Annotated in this window: 21 protein-coding genes; 14 read left to right on the top strand and 7 right to left on the bottom strand. The window is 69.6% G+C overall.

Annotated elements, in window-relative coordinates:
* Positions 1 to 14 precede the first annotated feature (14 nt).
* The 3 genes from rpmA (at position 15) to GGQ96_RS09835 (ending at position 2,385) form a co-directional block, all read left to right on the top strand.
* On the top strand, positions 15 to 284 hold the full coding sequence (rpmA, locus tag GGQ96_RS09845; protein WP_125995713.1) for a 50S ribosomal protein L27: 270 nt from the start codon (positions 15 to 17) through the stop codon (positions 282 to 284).
* A gap of 179 nt (positions 285 to 463) precedes the next feature.
* Entirely contained in the window at positions 464 to 1,009 is a 546-nt protein-coding gene (locus tag GGQ96_RS09840) for a GNAT family N-acetyltransferase (RefSeq protein ID WP_184114094.1), read from the top strand.
* Between the two features lie 74 nt (positions 1,010 to 1,083).
* A complete protein-coding gene (locus GGQ96_RS09835) occupies positions 1,084 to 2,385 on the top strand; it encodes a chloride channel protein (protein WP_184114092.1) in 1,302 nt (433 codons plus the stop codon).
* Positions 2,386 to 2,394: 9 nt separating this feature from the next.
* On the opposite strand, the gene GGQ96_RS09830 is transcribed toward GGQ96_RS09835, so the two are convergent.
* Positions 2,395 to 3,270: a metal-dependent hydrolase gene (locus tag GGQ96_RS09830; protein ID WP_184114090.1), complete on the bottom strand. Its 876-nt coding sequence runs from the start codon at positions 3,268 to 3,270 to the stop codon at positions 2,395 to 2,397.
* Positions 3,271 to 3,350: 80 nt separating this feature from the next.
* On the opposite strand from GGQ96_RS09830, the gene GGQ96_RS09825 reads away from it, so the two are divergent.
* From GGQ96_RS09825 to lptG, 9 genes are all read left to right on the top strand, one after another.
* Positions 3,351 to 3,941, top strand: a complete 591-nt coding sequence (locus tag GGQ96_RS09825; RefSeq protein ID WP_184114088.1) for a TetR family transcriptional regulator — start codon at positions 3,351 to 3,353, stop codon at positions 3,939 to 3,941.
* Positions 3,942 to 3,982: 41 nt separating this feature from the next.
* Positions 3,983 to 5,029, top strand: a complete 1,047-nt coding sequence (gene obgE, locus GGQ96_RS09820; protein ID WP_184114086.1) for a GTPase ObgE — start codon at positions 3,983 to 3,985, stop codon at positions 5,027 to 5,029.
* 113 nt (positions 5,030 to 5,142) lie between these two features.
* Complete coding sequence (proB, locus tag GGQ96_RS09815; protein WP_184114084.1) at positions 5,143 to 6,249, top strand: glutamate 5-kinase; 1,107 nt, start codon at positions 5,143 to 5,145, stop codon at positions 6,247 to 6,249.
* Positions 6,250 to 6,508: 259 nt separating this feature from the next.
* The gene (locus GGQ96_RS09810; RefSeq protein ID WP_184114082.1) at positions 6,509 to 7,414 is read left to right on the top strand and encodes an NAD-dependent epimerase/dehydratase family protein; all 906 of its coding nucleotides are present in this window, start codon (positions 6,509 to 6,511) and stop codon (positions 7,412 to 7,414) included.
* 38 nt (positions 7,415 to 7,452) lie between these two features.
* Positions 7,453 to 7,701, top strand: coding sequence for an acyl carrier protein (locus GGQ96_RS09805; RefSeq protein WP_184114080.1), 249 nt, complete (start codon positions 7,453 to 7,455; stop codon positions 7,699 to 7,701).
* Positions 7,698 to 8,954 carry a serine palmitoyltransferase gene (gene spt, locus GGQ96_RS09800; RefSeq protein WP_343058988.1) on the top strand — a complete coding sequence of 419 codons (1,257 nt, stop codon included), beginning with the start codon at positions 7,698 to 7,700 and terminating at the stop codon, positions 8,952 to 8,954. Before GGQ96_RS09805 ends, spt begins: the two co-directional genes overlap by 4 nt.
* A 112-nt stretch (positions 8,955 to 9,066) precedes the next feature.
* On the top strand, positions 9,067 to 10,935 hold the full coding sequence (locus tag GGQ96_RS09795; RefSeq protein WP_184114078.1) for an ATP-binding protein: 1,869 nt from the start codon (positions 9,067 to 9,069) through the stop codon (positions 10,933 to 10,935).
* Between the two features lie 364 nt (positions 10,936 to 11,299).
* Positions 11,300 to 12,511 (top strand): LPS export ABC transporter permease LptF, encoded by a 1,212-nt coding sequence (lptF, locus tag GGQ96_RS09790; protein ID WP_184114076.1) that lies wholly within the window; start codon positions 11,300 to 11,302, stop codon positions 12,509 to 12,511.
* Complete coding sequence (gene lptG / locus GGQ96_RS09785; RefSeq protein WP_184114074.1) at positions 12,508 to 13,608, top strand: LPS export ABC transporter permease LptG; 1,101 nt, start codon at positions 12,508 to 12,510, stop codon at positions 13,606 to 13,608. Before lptF ends, lptG begins: the two co-directional genes overlap by 4 nt.
* Before the next feature lie 18 nt (positions 13,609 to 13,626).
* Here the strand turns inward: lptG and GGQ96_RS09780 are convergent, their stop codons facing one another.
* Together GGQ96_RS09780 and tpiA are read right to left on the bottom strand one after the other, a co-directional pair.
* Positions 13,627 to 14,157: a hypothetical protein gene (locus GGQ96_RS09780; RefSeq protein ID WP_184114072.1), complete on the bottom strand. Its 531-nt coding sequence runs from the start codon at positions 14,155 to 14,157 to the stop codon at positions 13,627 to 13,629.
* Positions 14,158 to 14,243: 86 nt separating this feature from the next.
* Complete coding sequence (tpiA, locus tag GGQ96_RS09775) at positions 14,244 to 14,990, bottom strand: triose-phosphate isomerase (RefSeq protein ID WP_184114070.1); 747 nt, start codon at positions 14,988 to 14,990, stop codon at positions 14,244 to 14,246.
* 123 nt (positions 14,991 to 15,113) lie between these two features.
* On the opposite strand from tpiA, the gene GGQ96_RS09770 reads away from it, so the two are divergent.
* Entirely contained in the window at positions 15,114 to 17,066 is a 1,953-nt protein-coding gene (locus GGQ96_RS09770; protein WP_184114068.1) for a peptidylprolyl isomerase, read from the top strand.
* 9 nt (positions 17,067 to 17,075) lie between these two features.
* Positions 17,076 to 18,587, top strand: coding sequence for an anthranilate synthase component I family protein (locus GGQ96_RS09765; protein ID WP_184114066.1), 1,512 nt, complete (start codon positions 17,076 to 17,078; stop codon positions 18,585 to 18,587).
* A 284-nt stretch (positions 18,588 to 18,871) separates the two neighbouring features.
* Here GGQ96_RS09765 and metH read toward each other — a convergent pair whose 3' ends face one another.
* The 4 genes from metH to GGQ96_RS09745 all read right to left on the bottom strand — a co-directional run bounded on the left by metH (position 18,872) and on the right by GGQ96_RS09745 (position 24,509).
* Entirely contained in the window at positions 18,872 to 21,469 is a 2,598-nt protein-coding gene (gene metH, locus GGQ96_RS09760; RefSeq protein ID WP_184114064.1) for a methionine synthase, read from the bottom strand.
* An 85-nt stretch (positions 21,470 to 21,554) separates the two neighbouring features.
* Positions 21,555 to 22,604 carry a homocysteine S-methyltransferase family protein gene (locus GGQ96_RS09755; RefSeq protein ID WP_184114062.1) on the bottom strand — a complete coding sequence of 350 codons (1,050 nt, stop codon included), beginning with the start codon at positions 22,602 to 22,604 and terminating at the stop codon, positions 21,555 to 21,557.
* A 13-nt stretch (positions 22,605 to 22,617) separates the two neighbouring features.
* Complete coding sequence (gene metF / locus GGQ96_RS09750; RefSeq protein WP_184114060.1) at positions 22,618 to 23,559, bottom strand: methylenetetrahydrofolate reductase [NAD(P)H]; 942 nt, start codon at positions 23,557 to 23,559, stop codon at positions 22,618 to 22,620.
* Positions 23,556 to 24,509 (bottom strand): ArsR/SmtB family transcription factor, encoded by a 954-nt coding sequence (locus GGQ96_RS09745; RefSeq protein WP_184114242.1) that lies wholly within the window; start codon positions 24,507 to 24,509, stop codon positions 23,556 to 23,558. Before GGQ96_RS09745 ends, metF begins: the two co-directional genes overlap by 4 nt.

The raw sequence follows: 24,509 nt of genomic DNA, 5'->3' as shown, positions 1-24,509 counted from the left end.
AGGAGTAGATCGCAATGGCACATAAGAAAGCAGGCGGTTCGTCGCGCAACGGTCGTGATTCGGCCGGCCGTCGTCTTGGCGTGAAGAAGTTCGGCGGCCAGGAGTGCATCGCCGGCAACATCCTCGTGCGTCAGCGCGGGACCAAGTTCTATCCGGGTGCGAATGTCGGTATCGGCAAGGACCATACCCTGTTCGCGCTCGTCGATGGTCGCGTGGCGTTTGCCAAGGGCAAACTCGGCCGCAGCTTCTGCTCGGTCGAGATTATGGCCGAGGCGGCTGAATAACATCGGGTGACCAACCGGGTCGCCCACCAGGGTGACCCGAGTTCCGGCACCGGAACCGAACAAAAAGGGAGGCGGGTCACCCCGGCCTCCCTTTTTTCGTGCTCCCTCCACCGCCCATGTCTCCGTCCCGTCATTCCGGCGTGGCAGGGGCCCGGGCGACGCGACTGGGAGAGACGGAGATGTTCGCGCGAACGGAGAGATTGACGCTGAGGCCCGCCTGGCCCGAGGATGCCGGCACGCTGGCGGCGGCGATCGGGCAGGACGCGGCGGCCCGGATGCTCAGCCGGGTGCCGCACCCCTATGGCGAATCGGACGCCGCCGCCTGGATCGCGCAGCCGCGCGGGGCGGAGGAGCCGCGCTTCGTCATCCTGGCCCATCACGGGTCCGAGCCGGAACTGGTCGGCGCAATCGCCATCGCGCACGAGGCGGACGGCCCGAACCTCGGCTATTGGCTGACGCCGGACGCCTGGGGACGCGGCTATGCGACCGAGGCGGGCCGTGCGGTGGTCGCGATGGCGCGCCACGCCCTGCCGCTCCGGCGGCTGAACGCTTGGCACTTCGTCGACAATCCGGCATCGGGCAAGGTGCTGCGCAAGCTCGGTTTCCGCCCGACCGGCGACACGATGCCGCGGCGCTCCGCGGCCCGCGCCGCGTCGGCCCCCGCGGTCGGCTATGCGCTCGATCTCGCCGACGACGACCGAACGCCCCTGCCGATCGCCGCCTGACGCCCCTGCCTTTCTTCCCCCGCGCTGGAATTTTCGGCGCGGGGCGGTTAGTCGGCCCCATGGTGGAACCGGATATGCCCGAGACGGGATCGCGTCGCTGGACGGTCGCGCGCTATCGTGCGCTGCTGCGCGCGCGAGGCCCGCGCTCGGTCCGATTCCGCACGCGGCTCGCCATCCTGATGGGAGCGGTGGCGATCGGACTGGCGGCGACACTGTTCGCCAAGTCCTCGGACGCGGCGGCGGAAGTGTTCAACCATTTCGCCCGTCGATACCCCTATGCGCCGCTGGTCACCACGCCGCTGATCTTCGCCGGGCTGGTCTGGGTGACCCGCCGCTACGTGCCCCTGGCGCGCGGATCGGGTATTCCGCAGGTCATCGCCGCGCAGGGCGATCCGGAGCGCGCGACCCGTTCGCTGGTGTCGATCCCGACCGTCGCGGGCAAGGCGATGCTGACGCTGATCGCCGTGCTGGGCGGCGCGTCGGTCGGGCGCGAGGGGCCGACCGTGCAGATCGCCGCCGCCGTGATGGGCCTCAGCCACCGGTTGCTGCGCGTGCCGCTGCGCGGCGCGGTGCTGATCGCGGGCGGCGCGGCGGGCGTGGCGGCGGCGTTCAACACGCCGCTTGCCGGGTTGCTCTTCGCGATCGAGGAACTCGCCTCCGCCTATGAGCAGCGCGTAACGCTGCTGGTGATCACCGCGATCGTCATCGCCGGCATGGTCGCCCAGTCGCTGCAGGGCGATTATATCTATTTCGGGCTGATCGGCGCGCACATGCCGCTCGCCGCCGCCATGATCGTCGTGCCGTTCGCGGGCATCATCGGCGGCCTGGCCGGCGGCCTCTTCTCACGGCTGACGCTGATGCTGGCGACGGGTGGCAATCGCCTGACCGCCTGGTCGAAGGCCCAGCCGGTCGTCTTCGCCGCGATCTGCGGACTGGTCGTCGGGGCGACCGGCTGCGCGACGGGGCTGACCTGGGGCACCGGCTACGGTGCGGCGCGGGCGATGATCGTCGGCGTCGACGCGCCCTTGTGGTTCGGCCCGGCCAAGTTCCTGGCGACGCTGGCGACCGCCGTGGCGGGCCTGCCCGGCGGCATCTTCGCCCCCTCGCTGGCGGTGGGGGCGGGCATCGGCAATCTCTTGCGCTGGATGTTCCCCGCCTCGCCGTCCTCGGCGATCGTCATCCTGGGGATGGTCGGCTATTTCGCCGGCGTGGTGCGCGCGCCGCTGACCGCCGTGATCATCCTGTCGGAGACGACGGTCAGCCGGGGCCTGATGCTGCCGATGTTCGCCACCGCCTTCATCGCCGACTGGGCCAGCCAGTTCGTCTGCCGCGAGAAGCTCTACCATGGCCTGAGCAAGAGCTTTGCGATCCGCTGATGCCGCGCCTCAACCGGTCGCCGCGTGCAGCTTCGACCGCGCCTCGGGCAGCAGCGCGTCCTCATAGTCGCTTTCGGCCAGCGCGATCAGGCGGCGATCGTCATGCTGCCAAGGGTGGAAGCCGGGCAGGAAATAGCTGAACCAGACCCCCGCCACCTTGCGTGCCATGCCGGGCCGGCCGAAGGCGTACCAGGCCAGCTTCGCCCAGACGCGCGGACCGGTCATCCCGTCCTGGCGCAGCAGTTCCAGCATCCCCTTGCGCCGGCCCTGGAAAAACTTCCAGGTGGTGATCAGCATCACCATCGCCTTGACCCTCCAGCGCGTCCACCGCGACCAGTCGCGCGTGGCGTGAAGCCAGGTGTCGTAGGCGACGCCCTTGTGCTCGATCTCCTCGGCCGCATGCCAGCGCCACAGTCCCGCCGCCTGGGATTCGCCGCCGGCCAGGTGGCGGGGATTGGCGATCAGCTCGTGCGCCAGCATCGCGGTGAAATGCTCCAGGGCCATGGTCGCCGCCAGGTTGGCGATCGGCGGCCGGCCCTTGGTCAGCGCCAGCGCCTCGTCGACATGGCGCTCGAGCAGCGTCACGTCATAGCCCTGGTTCACCACATGGCGGTTGAAGGCGACATGCTCGCGGCTGTGGATCACCTCCTGCTTCACGAAGGCGTTGATCTCCGCCGCCAGCTTGGGCGGCGCACCGTCGCGGAACGCCTTCACGCTCTCGCAGAAATAGGCTTCGCCCTTGGGGAAGGTGACCGACAGTGCGTTGTAGAAGGCGGTCGCGATCGGATCGTCGTTCAGCCAATAGCGCCCCAGTCGCTGCCCGCGCCCGAAGCGCACGTCGCGCGGGGTGATGGTCAGGTCGGCGGGGGTCCTTGCTTTGCCCACATTATCCTCCGAAGGAACGCTGCGGCGGGTCCGCACCCGCCACTACTGACACGGATGTAAATAAGGTTCGCCCTCCCCCCATGTCAATCCGCCGTCGCCTCACTCCGGACGAATCGCGCCTGGCGGCGCTGGAGGCGGCGCGTGCGCTGCTGATCGAGCAAGGCCCACAAGGCGTGACCCTGAAGGCGGTCGCGGCGCGGATCGGTCGCACCCATGCCAATTTGCTCCACCATTTCGGCTCGGCGGCGGGGTTGCAGCAGGCGCTGTCCGGCTGGATGACGGTGGAGATCGCCGCCGCGATCAAGGCGGCGATCCGCACGGCCCAGGCGCGGCATGACGGGCCAGGCGAAATCGTGCGGCTTGTGTTCGACGCCTTCGATGCCGGTGGCGCCGGGGCGCTGGCGAGCTGGATGATCCTGTCCGGCGACCGTGCGGCGCTGACGCCGATCCTGGCCGTGGTGCATGACCTGGTCGAGGAATTGCGCGGCGACGATGCGCTGGCGGCGCGGCCGATCCCGGAGGAGACGCTGCATCTGGTGCTGCTCGCGCTCGGCGACGCGCTGCTCGGCGCGCCCATGGCGGCGGCGCTTGGCCTGCCCCGCGACGCCGCGCGGCGGCTGGCGGAACGGGCGATCGCCGCCGGCGACCCCGGCCGAAGCCCGACCCCATAGGGCGGGGTGACGACCGCCCCGCTTCGCGGTAGAGCGCGGTCATGCATTTTCTAGATCAGGCCAAGATTTTCTGCCGTTCCGGTTCGGGTGGTCCCGGCGCCGTCAGCTTCCGGCGCGAGAAGTTCATCGAATATGGCGGCCCCGACGGCGGCAATGGCGGCAAGGGCGGCGACGTGATCTTCGAGGCGGTGGCCGGCCTCAACACGTTGATCGACTTCCGCTACACCCAGCATTTCCGCGCGCCGCGCGGGCAAGGCGGCTCGGGCAGCAACCGCACGGGCGCGGGTGGCGACGATCTGGTGATCAAGGTCCCGGTCGGCACGCAGGTCCTGTCCGAGGACAAGGAGGAGGTGCTGCTGGACTTCACCCGGGTCGGTCAGCGCGAGGTGTTCCTGCGCGGCGGTGACGGCGGGCGCGGCAATGCCACCTACAAGACCTCGACCAATCGCGCGCCGCGCCAGCACGGCACCGGCTGGCCCTCCGAGGAGGCCTGGGTGTGGCTGCGCCTGAAGCTGCTGGCGGATGCCGGGCTGGTCGGCCTACCCAATGCCGGCAAGTCGACCTTCATCAACGCGGTCACCAATGCGCAGGCCAAGGTCGGCGCCTATGCCTTCACCACCACCCGGCCGCAACTGGGCGTTGTGCGGCATCGCCAGCGCGAATTCGTGGTCGCTGACATCCCCGGCCTGATCGAGGGCGCGGCGGACGGAGCCGGCATCGGCGACCGGTTCCTGGGCCATATCGAGCGGTGCCGCGTGCTTCTCCACCTGATCGACGCGAACGATGCCGATGTGGCCGAAAGCTACCGGATCGTGCGCGGCGAGCTGGAAGCCTATGGCGCGGGGCTGGACGAGAAACCGGTGGTGATCGCGCTCAACAAGATCGACACGCTGGACGACGAACTGATCGCCGCCCTGTCCGCCGAGCTGGAAGAGGCGAGCGGCGCGCAGGTCATCCCCATGTCCGGCGCGGCAGGCACCGGGCTCGACTGGGTGCTCGACCAGTTGCTGGACGCGATCGGTCCCGGTACCGGGACCGCGGTCGACGACGAGGGCGAGGAGGATGCAGTGGAGTGGTCGCCGCTTTGACGGCCTGACCCCCTGCCCTGACAGGGGCAACCGGGAATATGCGTAACACGCGACCCGTTCCGCTTGATCTGGAATCATTGGCGGGGCGGCGCCGTCGCGCTAAGGGCGCGGCCATGTCGCTGTTCGATCCGTCCGTCTGCCCGCGCCTGATCGTCAAGGTGGGCTCCGCCCTCTTGATCGGCCCCGATGGCAGCGTGCGCCGGCCCTGGCTGGCGCAACTGGTCGCCGATATCGCCGAGCGGATCCATGCCGGGCAGCAGGTCGCGGTCGTTTCCTCGGGCGCGATCGCGCTGGGCGCGCGACGGCTGGCGCTGCCCAAGGGGGGCCGCGCCTGTCTGGAGGATGCGCAGGCCGCTGCCGCGGTCGGCCAGATCGCACTCGCCGGGCTCTGGGCGGAGATGCTGGCGGCCGAGGGTCTGACCGCCGCGCAGATGCTGGTGACGCTGGACGATCTGGAGGATCGCCGCCGCTATCTGAATGCTTCGGCGACCCTGGTGCGGCTGCTGGGCCTGGGCGTGGTGCCGGTGCTCAATGAGAATGACAGCGTCGCCACCGCCGAGATCCGCTTCGGCGACAATGACCGGCTGGCGGCGCGGGTCGCGCAGGCGGCCGGGGCCCAAGGGGTGCTGCTGCTGTCGGACATCGACGGCTTGTACGATCGCAACCCCGCCCTGCCCGGCGCGGTGCATATCCCGCGGGTCGAACGGATCGATGCCGAGATCGAGCGCATGGCCGATACCGGCTCCGCGTCGGGCATGGGGTCGGGCGGCATGGTCTCGAAGATCGCGGCGGCGCGGATCGCGGCCGCGGCGGGATGCCACCTCGCCATCGCCAGCGGCCGTACCGACCGGCCGCTCGCCACCGAGGCGCGCCACACGCTGTTCGTCGCGGAGAAAAGCGCGGGCGCGCGCAAGGCGTGGCTCGCCGGCGGGCTGACCGCGCGGGGCACCGTCCGTGTCGATGCCGGCGCGGCGCGCGCGCTGGGCGGCGGCGCCAGCCTGCTGGCGGCCGGGGTGACGGCGATCGAGGGCCAGTTCGCGCGCGGCGACCTGGTGCAGATTACCGGACCGGACGGTCGCCCGCTGGCGCGCGGCCTGGCGGAATATGACTCGGCCGATGCACTGCGCCTGCTTGGCCGGCGCAGCGACGAACAGGCGGCGATCCTGGGCTATGCGCCGCGCTCGGCTTTGGTCCATCGCGACCATCTGGCGTTGGTGTGAGGATGGTGATGATCGCCACCGCCTCCTCGTCACTCGTCCGCTCCACCCCCGCTAACGCGGGACCTTTGCGAAAATCCCCGACCGCCATCCCGGCAAAGGCGGGGATCCAGTTGGGGGACGTTTGCGCCTCTTTCGAAACGCTCCGTAACTGGGCCCCGGCCTCCGCCGGGGTGGTCCGAAGTTTCGAGCGATGCCGTGACTTTCGCAAAAGTCCCGCCTTTGCCGGGGTGGTAGACGATGGGGTCACGGGGACACGCCCATGACCACCCCCCTCACCCTGGCGATCACCGGCGGCACCGGCTTTGTCGGCGGCGTGCTGGTCCGGCAAGCGTTGGCAGCGGGACACCGCGTCCGCGCGCTCGCCCGGCGACCGCAGCCGGCGCAGAACGGGCTGGACTGGATCGCGGGCGACCTTGCCGACCCGCACGCACTCTCGGCCCTGTGCGCGGACGCCGATGCGGTGATCCACGTCGCCGGCGTCGTCAACGCACCCGACCGTGCGGGCTTCGTCGCCGGCAATATCGCGGGAACGCGCGCCATGCTGGCGGCGGCGGGCGCGGGACGGCGCTTCGTCCACGTCTCCTCGCTCGCCGCGCGCGAGCCGAACCTGTCGGTCTATGGCTGGTCCAAGGCGGAGGCCGAGCATCTCGTCGAGGCATCGCCCACGAACTGGGCGATCGTCCGTCCGCCCGCCATCTACGGCCCCGGCGATCTCGACCAGCTCGACCTGTTCAAGCTGGCGCGCAAGGGGCTGGCGCTGCTGCCGCCGCCGGGACGACTGTCGCTGATCGCGGTGGACGACCTCGCCCGCCTCCTGCTCGCGCTGGCGGGGGACCGGACGCCGCACGTGCTCTACGAGGCGGACGACGGCACCGGCGGCCTGACCTCTGCCGATTACGCCCGCGCGATCGGCGGGGCGGTCGGCCGGCATGTCCTGCCGCTGCACCTGCCGCGCGGCCTTCTGTCGCTCGCCGCCACGCTCGACCGCCGGTTCCGGGGCGCCGAGGCCCGGCTGACGCACGACCGAGTCGCCTATCTCTGCCATCCGGACTGGACGATCGATCCCGCCCGCCGGCCGCCGCCCGCCTTGTGGACGCCCGCCATTTCGACAGCGCAGGGTCTGGCCGACACGGTGCGATGGTATCGCGCCAACGCCCTGCTATAGCCGCATCGACGCCGCATTTGCCGGCCAAGGACACCGACATGACCGATCGCCAGACCATTTTCGACACCGTCGCCGCCCAGATCGAGCCGTTCAACAAGAAGGGCGTGGCGCTGACCGAAACGACCAGCTTCCAGTCCGACCTGGAATGGGACAGCCTGACCGTGATGGATTTCGTCGCCGCCATCGAGGACGAGTTCGACATCATCATCACGATGAACATGCAGGCGGAGATCGAGACGGTCGGCCAGCTGGTCGACGCCGTCGCCAAGCTGAAGGACGCGCAGTGACCGAGACCGGCCTCCAGACCGAGACGCTGTCGCTCGATCCCGCGCCGGTCGCGCCCGAACGCGATCTGATGTCGAAGTTCGACGGGCTCATCGCCGAGCGGCGTGCGCTGCTCGACAGCGGCATCACCGATCCCTTTGCGATCGTGATGGAGGAAGTGCGCTCGCCGACCGAGGCCGTCATCAAGGGACGCGACACGATCCTGCTCGGCACCTATAACTATATGGGCATGACGTTCGACCCGGACGTGATCGCCGCCGGCAAGCAGGCGCTCGACCGATTCGGTTCCGGCACCAACGGCAGCCGGATGCTCAACGGCACCTTCCATGACCATATGGAGGTGGAGCAGGCGCTGCGTGATTTCTACGGCATGACCGGCGCGATCGTCTTCTCGACCGGCTACATGGCGAATCTGGGCATCATCTCGACGCTGGCGGCCAAGGGTGAATATGTCATCCTCGACGCCGACAGCCACGCGTCCATCTATGACGGCTGCGCGCAGGGCAATGCCGAGATCGTCCGCTTCCGCCATAACAGCGTCGAGGACCTCGACAAGCGACTCGGCCGCCTGCCCAAGGAGCCGGGCAAGCTGGTGGTGCTGGAGGGCGTCTATTCGATGCTCGGCGACATCGCGCCCTTGAAGGAAATGGTCGCGGTCGCGCGCAAGCACGGGGCGATGGTGCTGGTCGACGAGGCCCACTCGATGGGATTTTTCGGTCCCAACGGGCGCGGCGTGTACGAGGCGCAGGGACTGGACGTCGACTTCGTCGTCGGCACCTTCTCCAAGTCGGTCGGGACGGTCGGCGGCTTCGTCGTCTCCAACCATCCGAAGTTCGAGGCGGTGCGCCTCGCCTGCCGGCCCTATATTTTCACCGCCAGCCTGCCGCCCTCGGTGGTCGCGACGGCCGCTGCGTCGATCCGCAAGCTGATGACCGCGCACGACAAGCGCGACCGGCTGTGGCGCAACGCGCGCGCCTTGCACGCCGGGTTGACCGGAATGGGCTTCCGCCTGGGCACGGCGACCTGCGACAGCGCGATCGTCGCGGTGCTGCTCGACGACCAGGTGCAGGCCGCGACGATGTGGCAGGCGCTGCTGGAGGGCGGCCTCTACGTCAACATGGCGCGCCCGCCCGCGACGCCGGCCGGCACCTTCCTGCTGCGCTGCTCGATCTGCGCCGAACATACTCCCGAGCAGATCGAGCGGGTGCTGACCATGTTCCGTCAGGCCGGGCAGGCCGTGGGTGTGATCGGCTGACCTACCCTTTCCTGTCGGAACGGAATGCGGTAGCAATATTGTCGTGGAGCGGGGTAGCGACACCAGGGCGCCGGGGGGCGCCGCCTTATGGCGCTGGATCGCGCTGGCAGCGATGGGACTGCTGGCCGTGGGGGTGCTGGTCGCCCTGATCATCACGCTGCGCGGCGTCAATCGCGAACGCGACCATGCATTGCAGATGCAGTCGCACAGCTATGACGTGATGATCCTCGCCCGGTCGCTGGCGGGGACCATCGCCCGGTCGGAGGCCTCGCTGGGCCGGTTCGTCATCTCCGGCGACAAGCAGCTCGGCCAGCTCTATTTCGACGAATGGACGCTGGCGGGGTCGCAGATCGACCGGCTCGACCGGATCACCGACACCCAGACCGACCCGATGATCGAGCGGCTGCGCGCCGCCTATGACGTGCGCGGTCGCGAATTGTCGCTGACCGCCGCCTCGACCAATTTCGGCCGCAACCGCCAAGCGTTCGCGCTCTACTACCAGTCACGCAAGGCGCCCGCGCTCATCCGCATCAACACCGAGCTGGACCGGATCATCAAACGCGAGCGGCAGCTGCTCGACGAACGGGCGGCGGTCGCGACCGTGTCCGTCGAGCGGTCGAGCCGGGTTGCGGGGGTGCTGGCGGTGTTCGGCGTGATGCTGGTCGGCGGCATCATCGCGCTCGGCTGGTTCACGCTCCACACCCTGACCGAGGGACTGCTGGCCCGTGCCGAGGCGGAAAGCGAGCGCCAGCGCGCCGCCGAACTGACCGAGGCGGTGGAGATCGCCACCGCCGAGCTGCGCATCCAGGAAGCGACGCTGCGCCAGGTCCAGAAGATGGAGGCCGTCGGCCAACTCACCGGCGGGATCGCCCACGACTTCAACAACATGCTGGCAGTGGTGCTGGGCGGCATCGAACTGGCCAAGCGCACCGACGATCCGGTGGCGGTGCGCCGTCATCTGGATAGCGCCGGCGAGGGCGCGGACCGTGCGGCGGCGCTGACCCGCCGCCTGCTCGCCTTCAGCCGCGAGGAGGCGCTGAAGCCCGAAGCGATCGGGCCGGGCGCGCTGATCGCCGGCATGACCGACCTGCTCGATCGCACCCTGGGCGACGGCATCACGCTGACCACCCATCCGGGCGACCGCGACTGGCATGTTCTCGCCGATCGGGTGCAGCTGGAGAATGTCGTCCTCAACCTGGCGGTCAACGCGCGCGACGCGATGGCCGGGCGCGGCACGATCGCGATCCTGACCGGCGCGGTCACCCTGGACGACGGCGCGATCGGCCAGTGCCCGGCGGGCGACTATGTGACGCTGGCGGTGCGGGACGATGGCTGCGGCATGACGCCCGAGGTGGCGGAGCGCGTCTTCGAGCCCTTCTTCACCACCAAGGAGGCCGGCAAGGGCACGGGGCTGGGACTTAGCCAGATCTTCGCCTTCACCCGCCAGCATGGCGGCGAGATCCGCATCGACACCGCGCCGGGCCAGGGCACCACGGTGACGCTCTACATGCCGCGCCACCACGCGGTCGCGCCGGCCGCGCCGCTGGCTGAGACACCCGGCTCCCAGGCCGCCGGGCCGACGGGGCAGACCGTGCTGGTGGTGGAGGACGATCCGCGCGTCCTCGCCGCGACGATCGCGACGCTGGAGGAGATGGGCCATCATCCGATCGGCTGCGGCGATCCGATGGCGGCGCCTGCGCTGCTGGAGGAGCGACGCGATATCGCATTGCTCATCTCCGACGTGCTGATGCCACGCTGCACCGGGCCGGAAATGGTGGCGGGCCTGCGCGACCGTTTCCCAGACCTGCCGGTGCTGTTCGTCACCGGCTACGCCGGCGAGGCGCAGGCGGCCGAGTTCGGCGAGCATCGCCTGCTGCGCAAGCCCTTCACGCTCGCCGCGCTGGAACGTGCGATCGCCGAAACGCTGGGCGACCGCGCGCCCCGCCCCGACCTGGCACCGGACTGCATCGCGGCGGAGTGAAGGCGGCGCGGCGACGCCGGCTCAATCGGAGGCGCCGATGTGCGTTCCGCGTCTTGGGCCAGGCCGGGCGCCACCATCCCGGCAAGGCCATGCTCCTTCCGCGGGACGTTTACGCATCGTTGGTGATGACCGAGACCGGGTTCCGGCCCCCGCCGGAGCGCCGCGGAACGGCGATGGCGCGTCGGGACCGCACCCATCTTCGCGCCGCCGCGCCTCCGCGTGAACCCGTCCTTCTTCTCGCCACGATGACGGGATCGCCCGCCCCGGCCGGGCCCGCCCCGCACCCCCGACGATTTTTCCACCTGACGCCGGGCGAATAGCCGCTTATATCGCGGACCATCTTGGCCCGGCTGTTCCCCTCCGCATGAAGTCGATCGACCGCTACATGGCGCGCCTCATCGCGTTGCCGCTGCTCGCCACCTTGGTGATCTCGGCGATGCTGCTGGTGCTCGATCGGATGCTGCGCCTGTTCGACTTCGTCGCGACCCAGGGCGGGCCGATCAGCGTGGTGTGGCGGATGCTCGCCAACCTGCTGCCCGAATATCTGGGTCTCGGCATTCCGATCGGGCTGATGCTCGGCATCCTGCTCGCCTTCCGCCGGCTGGCGACGTCGAGCGAGCTGGACGTGATGCGCGGCGTCGGCATGAGCTATCTGCGGCTGCTGCGCGTGCCCTTCTATTACGCGATCGTCTTGGCGGCGCTCAACATCGCGATCGTCGGTTTCGTCCAGCCCAAGGCCCGCTATTATTACGAACAGCTCCGCTTCGAGCTGCGCACCGGCGCGCTCGGCGCGTCGATCAAGGTCGGCGAATTCACCAATCTCGGCTCACGCATGACGCTCCGGATCGAGGAGAGCCGCGACAAGGGCCGCGACCTCCGCGGCATCTTCGTCCATACCCAGACGCAAAAGGGCGACTGGATCGCGGTGACCGCCCAGAGCGGCCGCTTCCTGGCGACTGACGATCCCAACGTCATCATCTTCCGCCTGACCAACGGCACGCTGGTCCACAATCGGCCGGACTTCACCGCGCCGCGGGTGCTGACCTTTTCGGCGCACGACCTGCCCATCAACCTGCCCAAGTTCGAGAATTTCCGCCAGCGCGGCGGCCGCAACCTGGAATTCACGCTGCCCGAACTCGCCAGGCTGGGCCATAGCGACCATGCCAGCGAGCAGCAGCGCGATTCCAGCCGCGCCGAATTCCATTTCCGCATGGCGGAGGTCGCGTCGATGTTCCTGCTGCCGTTCCTGGCGGTGGCGCTGGGCGTACCACCGAAGCGTTCTTCGTCGGCGCTGGGCGTCTTCCTGTCGATCGTGATGATCGTCACCTACCACAAGGTCAACGAATACGCGATGAGCGTGGGCGAGCGCGGCGTGATCGATCCGATCCTCGCGCTGTGGGTGCCCTTCGCGATCTTCGCCGGCCTGGTGCTCTGGATGTTCTACGTGACCGCTTACGTTCCCGGCGGACAGCCGATCGCCGCGCTGGAGCGCGTCTTCGCCAAGACCGCCAAGGCGATCGCGCGCCGCCTGCCCGGCCGCCGCCGCGACGCCCGGGGCGGGGCGGCCCGCGCATGATCCTGCGCGGCCTCTTTCCGTCGCGCACCGTCGCCATCTACATGGCGCGGCTGTTCCTGGTGCGGACCTTCGCGATCCTCTTCGCGCTGGTGCTGGTGCTCCAGGCGCTCGACCTGCTGAGCGAATCGGGCGACATCCTGGCGGTGCCGGGCAATGGCCAGGCACAGGTCTGGACCTATGTGTCGCTGCGCACGCCCCAGATCATCGCCCGCTTCCTGCCCTTCTCGGTGCTGCTCGGCACGATTCTGACGTTCATCACGATGAACCAGAACAGCGAGATCATCGCGCTCAAGGCGTCGGGCCTGTCGGCGCACCAGGTGCTGGCCCCGCTGATGGTCGCCAGCCTGGGCGTGGCCGGCGTCTCCTTCGCGTTCAACGAACGGGTGGTGGCGCGCGCCACCGCGACGCTGAGCCAGTGGCAGCGGGTCAATTACGGGCCGATGCCGATCGATCGCGGCGACCGGTCCAACGTCTGGGTCCGCGACGGCGACGACCTGGTCCAGGTCGGGCAGATCCGCGGCAAGATGAACGCGGCGGTGCTGGGGGACATCACCCTCTACGACCGCGCGGGTGGCAGCCTGCGCGCGATCCTTCGCGCGCAGCATGGCCGGCACGATCCGGCCGGCGGGTGGCGCATCTGGCCGGTCACCCGGTTCGACGTGGCCAGCGGCAAGGTGACGCGGATCGCCTCGATGCGCGTCGGCCATGACGTGCGGTCGGACCAGTTGACGCTGTCGACCATCGACCCGGACGGCCTGACATTCGGCGCGCTCCGCACCGCGATCGAGGACCTGAACGACGCCGGCCGTCCGACCAAGGCGCTGGAGGGCGCATTGTGGCACAAGCTGTCCGGCCCGCTGTCGTCGGTGCTGATGCCGCTGCTGGGCGCGGTCGCCGCCTTCGGCATCGCGCGGTCGGGCAAACTGTTCGTCCGCGCGGTGATCGGCATGGCGCTGGGCTTCGCCTATTTCGTCGCCGACAATTTCGCGCTGGCGATGGGCAATCTGGGTGCCTACCCGCCCTTCCTCGCCGCCTGGGCCCCGTTTCTCCTGTTCCTGCTGATCGGCGAGGCCGTGCTGGTCCGCACGGAGGAATGACGGGGCCCGGCGGCCCGCTCAGCTTGCCGCTGCCGGGACCGGCGTGCCCTCCTTCTCGCAGATGAAGCGCAGCATCTCGGCGCGCAGCGGTTTGCCGGTGGTGGCGCGCAGCGGGCCGTCCTTGGCGTTGTTGGCCTCGGCATGGCCGCGCGTGTCGCCGGTGCCCAGCACATGGAACAACCCGCGCTGGCAGTCGGCCCCGACCCGCGCATAGCTGATCGTCCTGCCCAGTTCGTGGCGGATGATCGCCACCACCTCGCCATTGGCGGCGGCGCGGTGGCGGAGGAGATAATAGGCCGTCTTGGTGTCCGATGGCGTCGGGATGCGGACGCCCTGCAAGGGATAGCCCGCCCGCGCCTCGCGGATATCGTCGGGCGCGGGCGTGCGCAGCGACACGCCGCCGGGCGCCGCGCCGTTCGTATCGACGCCGCCCTGTGCTTCCAGCGCATTGGCCATGCTGGCATTGTCGCTGCCCTGCACGCCGGCCGAACAGGCCGCCGTCACCATGGCCAGCGCCGCCGCAAGCGACGCCCCTCGCAAATTCCTCACGCAACAGTCTCCCGGTTGTTGACGCCCGTCAACGTAAGGGAAATCCTGCCGATCCGGAACCTTGGCCGGCGCGCAAATTTTCGGCGTCAGCGCAGGCCGGCGGCGGCCTCGATGATCGGCACGAATTTGGCGGCGGTCAGGCTGGCGCCGCCGACCAGCGCGCCGTCGACATCCTCGCAGGCCAGGATCGCCGCCGCATTGCCGCCCACCACCGAGCCGCCATAGAGGATGCGGATGCCGCCGGCGGCGTCGCCGACCATCATCCGCAGCTTGGCGCGGGCGATGGCATGGATCGCGGCGATCTCGTCCAGCGTCGGCGTCCGGCCCGTGCCGATCGCCCAGCGCGGTTCGTAGGCGAGCGTGAACCAGCCGCCATCGGCGTTGTCGGGCACCGACTTCTCGATCTGCGCCTGCACGACCCGCTCGGCGCGGCCGGCATCGCGCTCCGCCTCGGTCTCGCCGCAGCACAGGATGACGTTCAGCCCGTGGCGATGCGCCGCGGCCGCCTTGGCCCAGGCGTCGTGGCTGGTCTCATGCTGGTCGGCGCGGCGCTCCGAATGGCCCGACAGGGTGAAGCGGGCGCCCGCCTCGCGCACCATCGCCGCCGAGACGCAGCCGGTATGCGCGCCCGAATCGGCCTCGTGCACATCCTCCGCGCCGATCGCCAGCTCGGGCACGCGTAGCGCCGCCGGATGGATCAGCGTGAAGGGCACGGCGACCGCGACATCGACCTGCGGTGCGGCGCGCGCAGCGGCGGCGATCCCGTCCAGTTCCGCCAAATCAACCAGCGAGCCGTTCATCTTCCAATTGCCCGCCACCAGCTTGCGCCGCATCGTCCCAATCTCCCGCCAAGGCTTGCCCCAGGTGAAGACGCGATAGCGCCCCCGCTGTTGCGCACAAGCTTGAAGCGTGCCGGTAAACCGGTAAAGCGACCCGCTAGTGTTTCTGGGGTGTCTATGCTCGGCTTCTTCCGCCGCCTGATCAATTCGAAGGTCGGCCTCATCGTCACCTTCATCACGCTCGGCATCATTGCGCTCGCCTTCGCGGCGGGCGACGTGTCGAACATCCGCAATGTCGGGCTGGGCGCGCTGTCCGGCAACGATGTCGCGACGATCGGCAAGGCGAAGATCACCGTCGACGAGCTGCGCCAGCGCGCGCAGCAGGAGATCGAGCAGGCCCGCCAGCAGCAGCCCGGCCTCGATGCCAAGCAATATCTGGCGGCCGGCGGGCTGGACGCGGCAGTGCAGCAGCTCATCACCACCGTCGGCCTGGCGGAGTTCGGGCGCGAGAACGGCATGGTCGTCAGCAAGCGGCTGGTCGATGGCCAGATCGCCAGCATCCCTGCGCTCCAGGGGCCGAACGGCAAGTTCGACGAGACGCTCTATCGCCGCATCCTGGCCGAGCGCCGGCTGACCGACGCGCAGATCCGCCAGGATATCGCCCGTGACGTGCTGGTCCGCCAGCTCACCGCGCCGACGATCGGCGCGACCACGGTCGGCCAGCAGCTCGCCCTGCCCTATGCCTCGCTGCTGCTGGAGAAGCGCGCGGGCGAGGTCGGCATCGTGCCGGTCTCCGCGCTGCCCCAGGGTCCCGCGCCGACCGCGCAGGAGATCCAGAGCTTTTATGGTCGCAACCTGGCCCGCTATCGCCTGCCCGAGCGACGCAGCGTCCGCTATGCGGTGGTGACGCCCGCCCGGCTCGCCGCGCAGAGCACGCCGACCGAAGCGGAGATCGCGCAGGCCTATCAGAAGAACCGCGCGCAGTATCAAGCGACCGAGAAGCGCGTCGTCACCCAGGTGACGCTCGCGGACCAGGCGAGCGCCGACGCGCTGGCCGCCAAGGTTCGCGGCGGCACCTCGATCGCCGATGCGGCCCGGGCCATCGGTCTGGAAGCCGCGACGCTGCCCGCGCTCGACAAGGCCGGCCTCGCGGCGCAAGCCTCGCCGGCCCTCGCCGATGCCGCTTTCGCCGCGGGCAAGGGCGCGGTGATCGGGCCGGTCAAGGGCGCGATCGGTTTCGTCGTCGCGCGCGTCGACTCGATCGAGCAGATCGCCGGCCGCTCGCTCGACCAGGTGCGGGCGCAACTCGCCGCCGATCTTGCCAAGCAGAAGACGCAAGCCGCGCTGGCGGCGCTGCACGACAAGCTGGACGATGCCCTGTCGGGCGGCGCGACCTTCGATGAGGTGATCGCCGACGCTAAGCTGACGCCGCAGACCAGCCCGGCGCTGGCGCAGGGCGGGGTCGATCCGCTCAACCCGGCCGCCAAGCCCGATCCCGCGCTGGCACCGCTGATCGCCGCCGGCTTCGCGGCCGAAGATGGCGACTCGCCGCAGCTGGTCCAGACCGGCACCGATGGCAGCTTCGCCGTGGTCGCGGTGGGCCAGACCCAGCCAGCCGCGCCCCGCCCGCTGGCCGATGTCCGCAATCAGGTCGTCGCCGACCTGATCGCCGATCGCCGCCGCCAGTCCGCCCGCACCATCGCCAATGCGGTGCTCGCCAAGGTGAAGGCCGGGATGCCGCTGGCGCAGGCGCTGCGCGCATCGGGCGTGTCGCTGCCCGCGCCGCAGCCGGTCAGCGCGTCGCGCGGCGACGTGCTCCAGGCGCAGGGCCGGAATCCGGCGCTGGCGCTGCTCTTCTCGGTGCCCCAGGGCCAGGCGCGGCTGCTCGAGGCGCCGGGCGATGCGGGCTGGCTGATCGTCAAGACCGACCGGATCGAGCGCGGCAACGCCACCGGCAATGCCGCCGCGATCGCGGCGGCGCGCGGCGGCCTCAGCCGCTCGATGGGCGGCGAATATGCCGAGCAGTTCGCCCGCGCCGCCCGCGCCGCGATCGGCACCAAGGTCGATTCGCGCGCCATCGCCCGCGTCCGCGCCGACCTGGCCGGCGACACGCCCGCCGGCGGCCAGTAAGGCCGGACGATGATCGACGCCGACCGGATCGCCGAAGCCCGCGAGCTGCTCTCCCAGGGCCGCCCCGCCCTGCTCTGGACCCGGCAGGTCGCCGATACGGAGACGCCGGTCGCCGCCGCGCTCAAACTGATCGAGCCGGGGCGCGGCGACTTCCTGCTCGAATCGGTCGAGGGCGGCGCCATCCGCGGACGGCACAGCCTGATCGGGCTCGCCCCCGACCTCGTCTTCCGCGCGCACGGCGAACGGGCCGAGATCAACCGCCACTGGGCGACCGATCGCGACGCCTGGATGCCCTGCGCCGCCCCGAGCCTGGCGGCGCTGCGCGACCTGGTTGGCCAATGCCGCGCCGAGGTGCCCGCCGAGCTGCCGCGCGCGCTGGCCTGTCTGGTCGGCTATTTCGGCTACGAGACAGTCGGGCTGGTCGAGAAGCTGCCGCAGCCTGACGCCGATCCGCTTGGCCTGCCCGACATGATCTTCGTGCGGCCCACCGTGCTGCTGGTGTTCGACCGGCTGGCGGACGCGCTGTTCCTGGTCGCGCCGGCCTGGCCCGACGCCGCGCGCGAGCCGGCGACAATCGTGGCGGCGGCGGCGGAACGGATCGGGGCGGTGGCCGCGCGGCTGGCGACGGCATCCCTGCCCGCGCCCGTGCGGGTCGAGGCCGCGGAGCCCGACTATACCCCCGCACTCGCCCCGCAAGCCTATGCGGCGATGGTGGAGCGGGCGAAGGACTACATCACCGCCGGCGACATCTTCCAGGTGGTGCTGGCGCAGCGCTTCACCGCGCCCTTTCCGCTGCCGCCGTTCGAGCTCTACCGTTCGCTGCGGCGGATCAACCCTTCGCCCTTCCTCTATCACCTCGACCTGCCCGGCTTCGCGCTGATCGGATCGAGCCCGGAAATTCTGGTCCGCGTGCGCGACGGCGAGGTGACGATCCGGCCGATTGCCGGCACCCGCCCGCGCGGCCGCACGGCGCGCGAGGATGAGGAGAACCGCGCCGCGCTGCTCGCCGATCCCAAGGAGCGAGCCGAGCATCTGATGCTGCTCGATCTCGGCCGCAACGATGCCGGCCGCGCCGCCGCGCCCGGCAGCGTCCAGGTGACGGACAGCTATACGGTCGAATTTTACAGCCATGTCATGCATATCGTCTCGAACGTGACGGCGCGGCTGGCACCCGGTCGCGATGCGCTCGACGCGATGTTCGCCGGTTTCCCCGCCGGCACCGTTAGCGGCGCGCCCAAGGTGCGCGCCTGCCAGATCATCGCCGAACTGGAGCCGGAACGGCGCGGCGCCTATGCCGGTGGCGTCGGCTATTTCTCGCCGGACGGCTCGCTCGACTCATGCATCGTGCTGCGTACGGCGGTGGTGAAGGACGGCCGGATCCATGCCCAGGCCGGGGCCGGGATCGTCGCCGACTCCACCGCCGCCTATGAACAGCGTGAATGCGAGGCGAAGGCCGGCGCGATCCTGAGCGCCGCACGCGACGCGGTAAGCCGGGCGGGCACGGCCGGGTTCGGGCAGTAAAGGTCACTTCGCCCAGGATTTACATGCGCCCTTCCTACCATCCCGGCGTAAGCCGGGATGCAGTTGGGGAACGCTGGCGCACTACAAAGATCGTTCCGTCACTGGCCCCGGTCCTTCGCTGGACCTTCGCAAAACCCACCATACCACCCCGGCGTAGGCCGGAGCCCAGTTGTGGAACGATCGCACGCTTGCAGGAATGTTCCGCTACTGGACCCCGGCCTACGCCGGGGTGGTAGGTTGTGCGGGTCAGTCGATCGCGTGCCCTGGCGTGAAACTCGCCTCCCTTAGTCCAGGTTCGGCCGCAACCAGCGCGTCGCCTGCGCGACGTCCACGCCCCGCCGCGCGGCATAGTCCGCGACCTGATCCTCGCCGATCCGCGCCACGCCGAAATATTCGGCCTGGGCATGGCCGAAATAGAAGCCCGACACCGCCGCGGTCGGCAGCATCGCGAAGCTGTCGGTCAGCGTGATGCCGATCCGGTCCTCGGCACCGAGCAGATCGAACAGGGTCCGCTTCAAACTGTGCTCGGGACAGGCGGGGTAGCCGGGCGCGGGGCGGATGCCGCGATATTGCTCGCGGATCAGCGCCTCGTTGGTGAGCTGTTCGTCAGGCGCATAGCCCCAGAGCGTGGTGCGGACATGCGCGTGCAGCCGCTCGGCGAACGCCTCCGCCAGCCGGTCCGCCAGAGCCTTCAGCAGAATGTCGTTATAGTCGTCGTGGTTCGCCTTGAACCGCGCGAGATGGTCGTCGATGCCGTGGATGCCGACCGCGAAGCCGCCCAGCCAGTCGCCCGCCGGATCGATGAAGTCGGCCAGGCTCATATTCGCTCGCCCCTCGCGCTTGGCGATCTGCTGGCGCAGGAAGGGCAGGCGCACGTCGCCGCCCTCCAGCGTCAGCACGACGTCGTCGCCCTCGCGCCGGCACGGCCACAGCGCCGCCATCCCGCGCACGGTCAGCCACTTCTCGCGCACGATCCGGTCGAGCATCGCCAGCGCATCCTGGTACAGGCCGCGCGCGCTCTCACCCACCACCTCGTCGTCGAGGATGGCGGGGAAGTTGCCCGCCAGCTCCCAGGCGCGGAAGAAGGGGGTCCAGTCGATATAGTCGCGCAGGTCGCTCAGGTCCCATCCGTCGAACACATGCAGTCCCGGCTGCTTCGGCTCGGACGCCTTGAGCAGCATATCGGCCGCAAATCCGCGCGCGCGCGCCTCCGCCAGCGGCAGCAGCGCATTGCCCGACTTGCCCTCGCGCGCCTTGCGCACCGCCGCATAGTCGGCGGCGACGCCCTCGACATAGGCGTCACGGCCTGTGTCGCTGACCAAGGTCGTCGCCACGCCCACCGCGCGCGAGGCGTCGAGCACATGGACGACCGGCCCCGTATAGGCGGGCGCGATGCGCAAGGCGGTATGGACCTTGGAGGTGGTCGCGCCGCCGATCAGCAGCGGCATGGTCATGCCGGCGCGCTGCATCTCCTCGCCCACCGTCACCATCTCGTCGAGCGAGGGGGTGATGAGGCCCGACAGGCCGATCATGTCGGCATCATTCTCGTTCGCCGCCGCGATGATCTTCGACCAGGGCACCATCACGCCCAAATCGACCACCTCGAAGCCGTTGCACTGGAGCACGACGCCGACGATGTTCTTGCCGATATCGTGCACGTCGCCCTTGACGGTCGCCAGCACGATCCGGCCTTTGCCCTTGGCGCCCGGCTCCTTCGCCGCCTCGATGAAGGGCAGCAGATGCGCCACCGCCTTCTTCATGACGCGGGCGGATTTCACCACTTGGGGCAGGAACATCTTGCCCGAGCCGAACAGGTCGCCGACCACGTTCATGCCGTCCATCAGCGGCCCCTCGATCACCTCGATCGGGCGGGCGAAGGCCTGGCGACATTCCTCGGTATCGTCGACGACATGCGCGTCGATGCCCTTGACCAGCGCATATTCCAGGCGCTTCACCACCGGCAGGCTGCGCCATTCCGCCGCCTGCTTCTCCGCCACCGCGTCGGTGCCGCGATAGCGTTCGGCGAGCGCGACCAGCCGGTCGCCCGCCTCGGGATCGCGGTTGAGGACGACATCCTCGCACGCGGTGCGCAGCTCGGGGTCGATCGTGTCGTACACGTCGAGCTGCCCGGCATTGACGATGGCCATGTCCATCCCGGCGGGGATGGCATGATAGAGGAAGACCGAGTGCATCGCCCGGCGCACCGGCTCGTTGCCGCGGAAGCTGAACGACAGGTTGGACAGGCCGCCCGAGATATGGACGTGCGGGCAACGCGCCTTGATCTCCCGGCATGCCTCGATGAAGTCGACGCCGTAGTTATTATGCTCCTCGATCCCCGTCGCCACCGCGAAGACATTGGGATCGAAGATGATATCCTCAGGGGGAAAGCCGATGCCCATCAGCAGGTCATAGGCGCGGGCGCAGATCTCGACCTTGCGGTCCTTGGTGTCCGCCTGTCCCACCTCGTCGAACGCCATGACGACCACCGCCGCGCCATACGCCATGCAGCGGCGGGCATAATGAAGGAACGCCTCCTCCCCCTCCTTCATGCTGATCGAATTGACGATCGGCTTGCCGGACACGCATTTCAGCCCCGCCTCGATCACGCTCCATTTGGAGCTGTCGATCATGATCGGCACGCGCGCGATATCCGGTTCGGCGGCGATCAGCTTGAGGAAGGTGGTCATGGCGAACTCGGCGTCGAGCAGCCCTTCGTCCATGTTGACGTCGACCACCTGCGCGCCGTTCTCGACCTGGCTGCGCGCGACCTCGATGGCGCGGGTATAGTCGCCGGCCATGATCATCTTCTTGAACGCCGCCGATCCGGTGACGTTGGTGCGCTCGCCGATGTTGACGAACTGGGCGGAGGATTGGGTGGTCATCGTCTCTCTTCAAATCCTCCCCTGCACGGGAGGTGGCACGCGTCAGCGTGACGGAGGGGTGTCGCGCTCTGGAGGCGAGCGGCCGTCACGCCGCCATGGTGAACGGCTCCAGCCCGGCCAGCCGCGTGCGCACCGGCGGCGTCGGGATCGCGCGGGGGGCAAGGCCGCGGACCTGCTCGGCGATCGCCCGGATATGCGCGGGCGTCGAGCCGCAGCAGCCGCCCAGCACATTGACCTGCCCCGCGACCGCCCATTCGCCGACCAAGCCGGCGGTGGTCGCCGGCGCCTCGTCATAGGCACCCAGTTCGTTGGGCAGGCCCGCATTGGGATAGATCATGATGAGCGTGTCGCAAATTTCGCTCAGCGTCTTCACATGCGGGCGGAGCTGCTCCGCGCCGAACGAGCAGTTGAGCCCGATCGTCACCGGCTTGGCGTGCCGCACCGCGTGCCAGAACGCCTCGACGGTATGGCCCGACAGGTTGCGTCCGGACAGGTCGGTCAGCGTCATCGACAGCATCAGCGGCAGGTCGCGGCCCAGGTCGGCGGCGGCGTCCAGCGTCGCCATGATCCCGGCCTTGGCGTTCAGCGTGTCGAACACCGTCTCGATCAGGATGAAGTCCGCGCCGCCCTCGACCAGCGCATCGATCTGCTCGCGATAGACGCCCTTCAGATAGTCGAAGTCGATCTCGCGATAGCCGGGATCGTTGACGTCCGGCGACAGAGACAGCGTCTTGTTGGTCGGGCCGATCGCGCCCGCGACGAAGCGCGGGCGGCCGTCGCGCGCCTCGAATTCGTCCGCCACGCGGCGGGCCATCGCCGCGCTTTCGACATTGATCTCCCGCACCAGATGCTCCGCGCCGTAATCGGCCTGGCTGATCCGGTTGGCGGAGAAGGTGTTGGTCTCGGCGATGTCGGCCCCCGCCTCGAAGTAGGCGCGGTGGATCGACTCCGGCACCTTCGGCAAGGTCAGCGCCAGGATGTCGTTATTGCCCTTCTGATCGTGCGACAGGCCAAGATCGCCGGCATAGTCCGCCTCGGACAATTTCCAGTTCTGGATCTCGGTGCCGAACGCGCCGTCGGTCACCAGGATGCGCTTGGCCGCCTCGGCCATCAGTCGTTCGCGGGGGCTGGTCATGGCTGGCGATCCTTCAGGCGGCGGCCTGCCCCACCTGCCCCTTGGCCCGGACGCCGAGCAGGTGGCAGATGGCGAAGGCGAGTTCGGCGCGGTTGAGCGTATAGAAGTGGAGATGCTTGACGCCGCCCGCATAGAGCCGGCGCGACAGTTCCGCCGCCACCGTCGCCGCGACGAGCTGGCGGGCGGCGGGGTGATCGTCCAGTCCCTCGAACAGCCGCGCCATCCAGGGGGGCACGGCGGTGCCGCACATCGCACTCATCCGCTGGACGCTGGCGAAGTTGGACACGGGCATGATGCCGGGCACGATCTCCGCCCGGATGCCCGCCGCGGCGACCTTGTCGCGATAGCGGAAGAAGGTTTCGGGCTCGAAGAAGAACTGGGTGATCGCCCGGTTCGCGCCGGCGTCCAGCTTGGCGCGCAGATTGTCGAGATCGGCGGCGTCGCTGGCCGAGTCCGGATGATTTTCCGGATAGGCGGCGACCGAGATTTCGAACGGGTGCAGCTTGCGCAGGCCGGCGACCAGCGCGGCGGCATTCTCGAACCCGCCGGGATGGCTCACGAAGCGGCTGCCCGCCTGGGGCGGGTCGCCGCGCAGCGCGACGATATGGCGCACGCCCGCCGCCCAATATTCCTCGGCCACCTCGATGATCTGCTCGCGCGTCGCCTCGACGCAGGTCAGATGCGCGGCGGCGGCCAGGCTGGTCTCGCGCTGGATGCGCGCGACCGTGGCATGGGTCCGCTCGCGGGTGGTGCCGCCCGCACCATAGGTGACCGAGACGAAGCGCGGCCCCAACGGCTCCAGCGTGCGGATCGCATCCCAGAGCTGCGCCTCCATCTTCTCCGACTTGGGCGGAAAGAATTCAAAGCTGACGTCCAGGTCGCCGCCGACATCCGCATAAAGGGGGGATTCGAGCGCGCAGCGCGCCTCCGCCAACTGGTCCACCGAGATCGTCATGCCGCCTTCACCTCGTGCAGGGCCGGCGCGGACTTGCGCGCCAGCCATAGTTTCACCGTCAGCGTGCCGCCGACCAGCATTTCGACCCGCGCCATCATCAGTCCCGCCGCCTCCGCCCAGCCCGCGACCTGCTCATCGCCGAACCCAAGGCGGACATGCGCGCTCTGGCTGCGCAGTTCCTCGCGGTCGTGCGGTGCGAAGTCGACGATCAGCAGCCGCCCGCCCGGCGCCAGAACGCGCCCGGCCTCGCGGATCGCCGCGCCCGGCTGCTGGGCGTAATGGAGCACATGGTGCAATATGGCCACGTCGGCCGCGCCGTCCGCCATGGGCAAAGCATAAAGATCGGCCTGGCGAAGCTCGGTATTCGCCGCACCCGCCAGCTTGGCGCGGGCCAGGCGCAGCATCTCCGACGAACGATCGATGCCAAGCGCGGTGCGCGCGCGGGCGCCGAACAGCTCCAGCATCCGCCCGGTGCCGGTGCCGATATCGATCAGCGTGTCGATCGGCTGGTCGCCCAGCACCATGGCCATCGCCGCCTCGATCTCGCTTTCGGCGACGTGGAGCGAGCGGATCGCGTCCCATTCGTCGGCATGGTTCTCGAACCAGGCGGCCGCCGAGGCGGCGCGGTCGGCGCGCACCGCCGCCAGCCGGGCGGCGTCGGCCACCGTCCAATGGTCGGCCGCGCCGCCGCTCCACCGGTCGAGCGCGTCCAGGATCGGCTGCACCACCGCCACCGCGCCCAGCGCGACGAACACCCAGCTACCCTCCTTGCGGCGTTCGGCCAGCCCGGCATCGACCATGATCTTCACATGGCGCGACACGCGTGGCTGGCTCTGCCCCAGCACCTGCGCCAGTTCCCCGACCGACAGCTCCATCTGCCGCAGCAGCGCCAGGATGCGCAACCGCGTCAGGTCGGCGAGCGCGCCGAAGATGGGAAGCGGGTCGATCAT

Origin of the sequence: Sphingomonas abaci, from assembly GCF_014199625.1 — a bacterium.
GTDB classification, from domain to species: domain Bacteria; phylum Pseudomonadota; class Alphaproteobacteria; order Sphingomonadales; family Sphingomonadaceae; genus Sphingomonas; species Sphingomonas abaci.
Note: the sequence above shows the minus strand (reverse complement) of the source record. Positions and strands in the feature narration are given on the sequence as shown.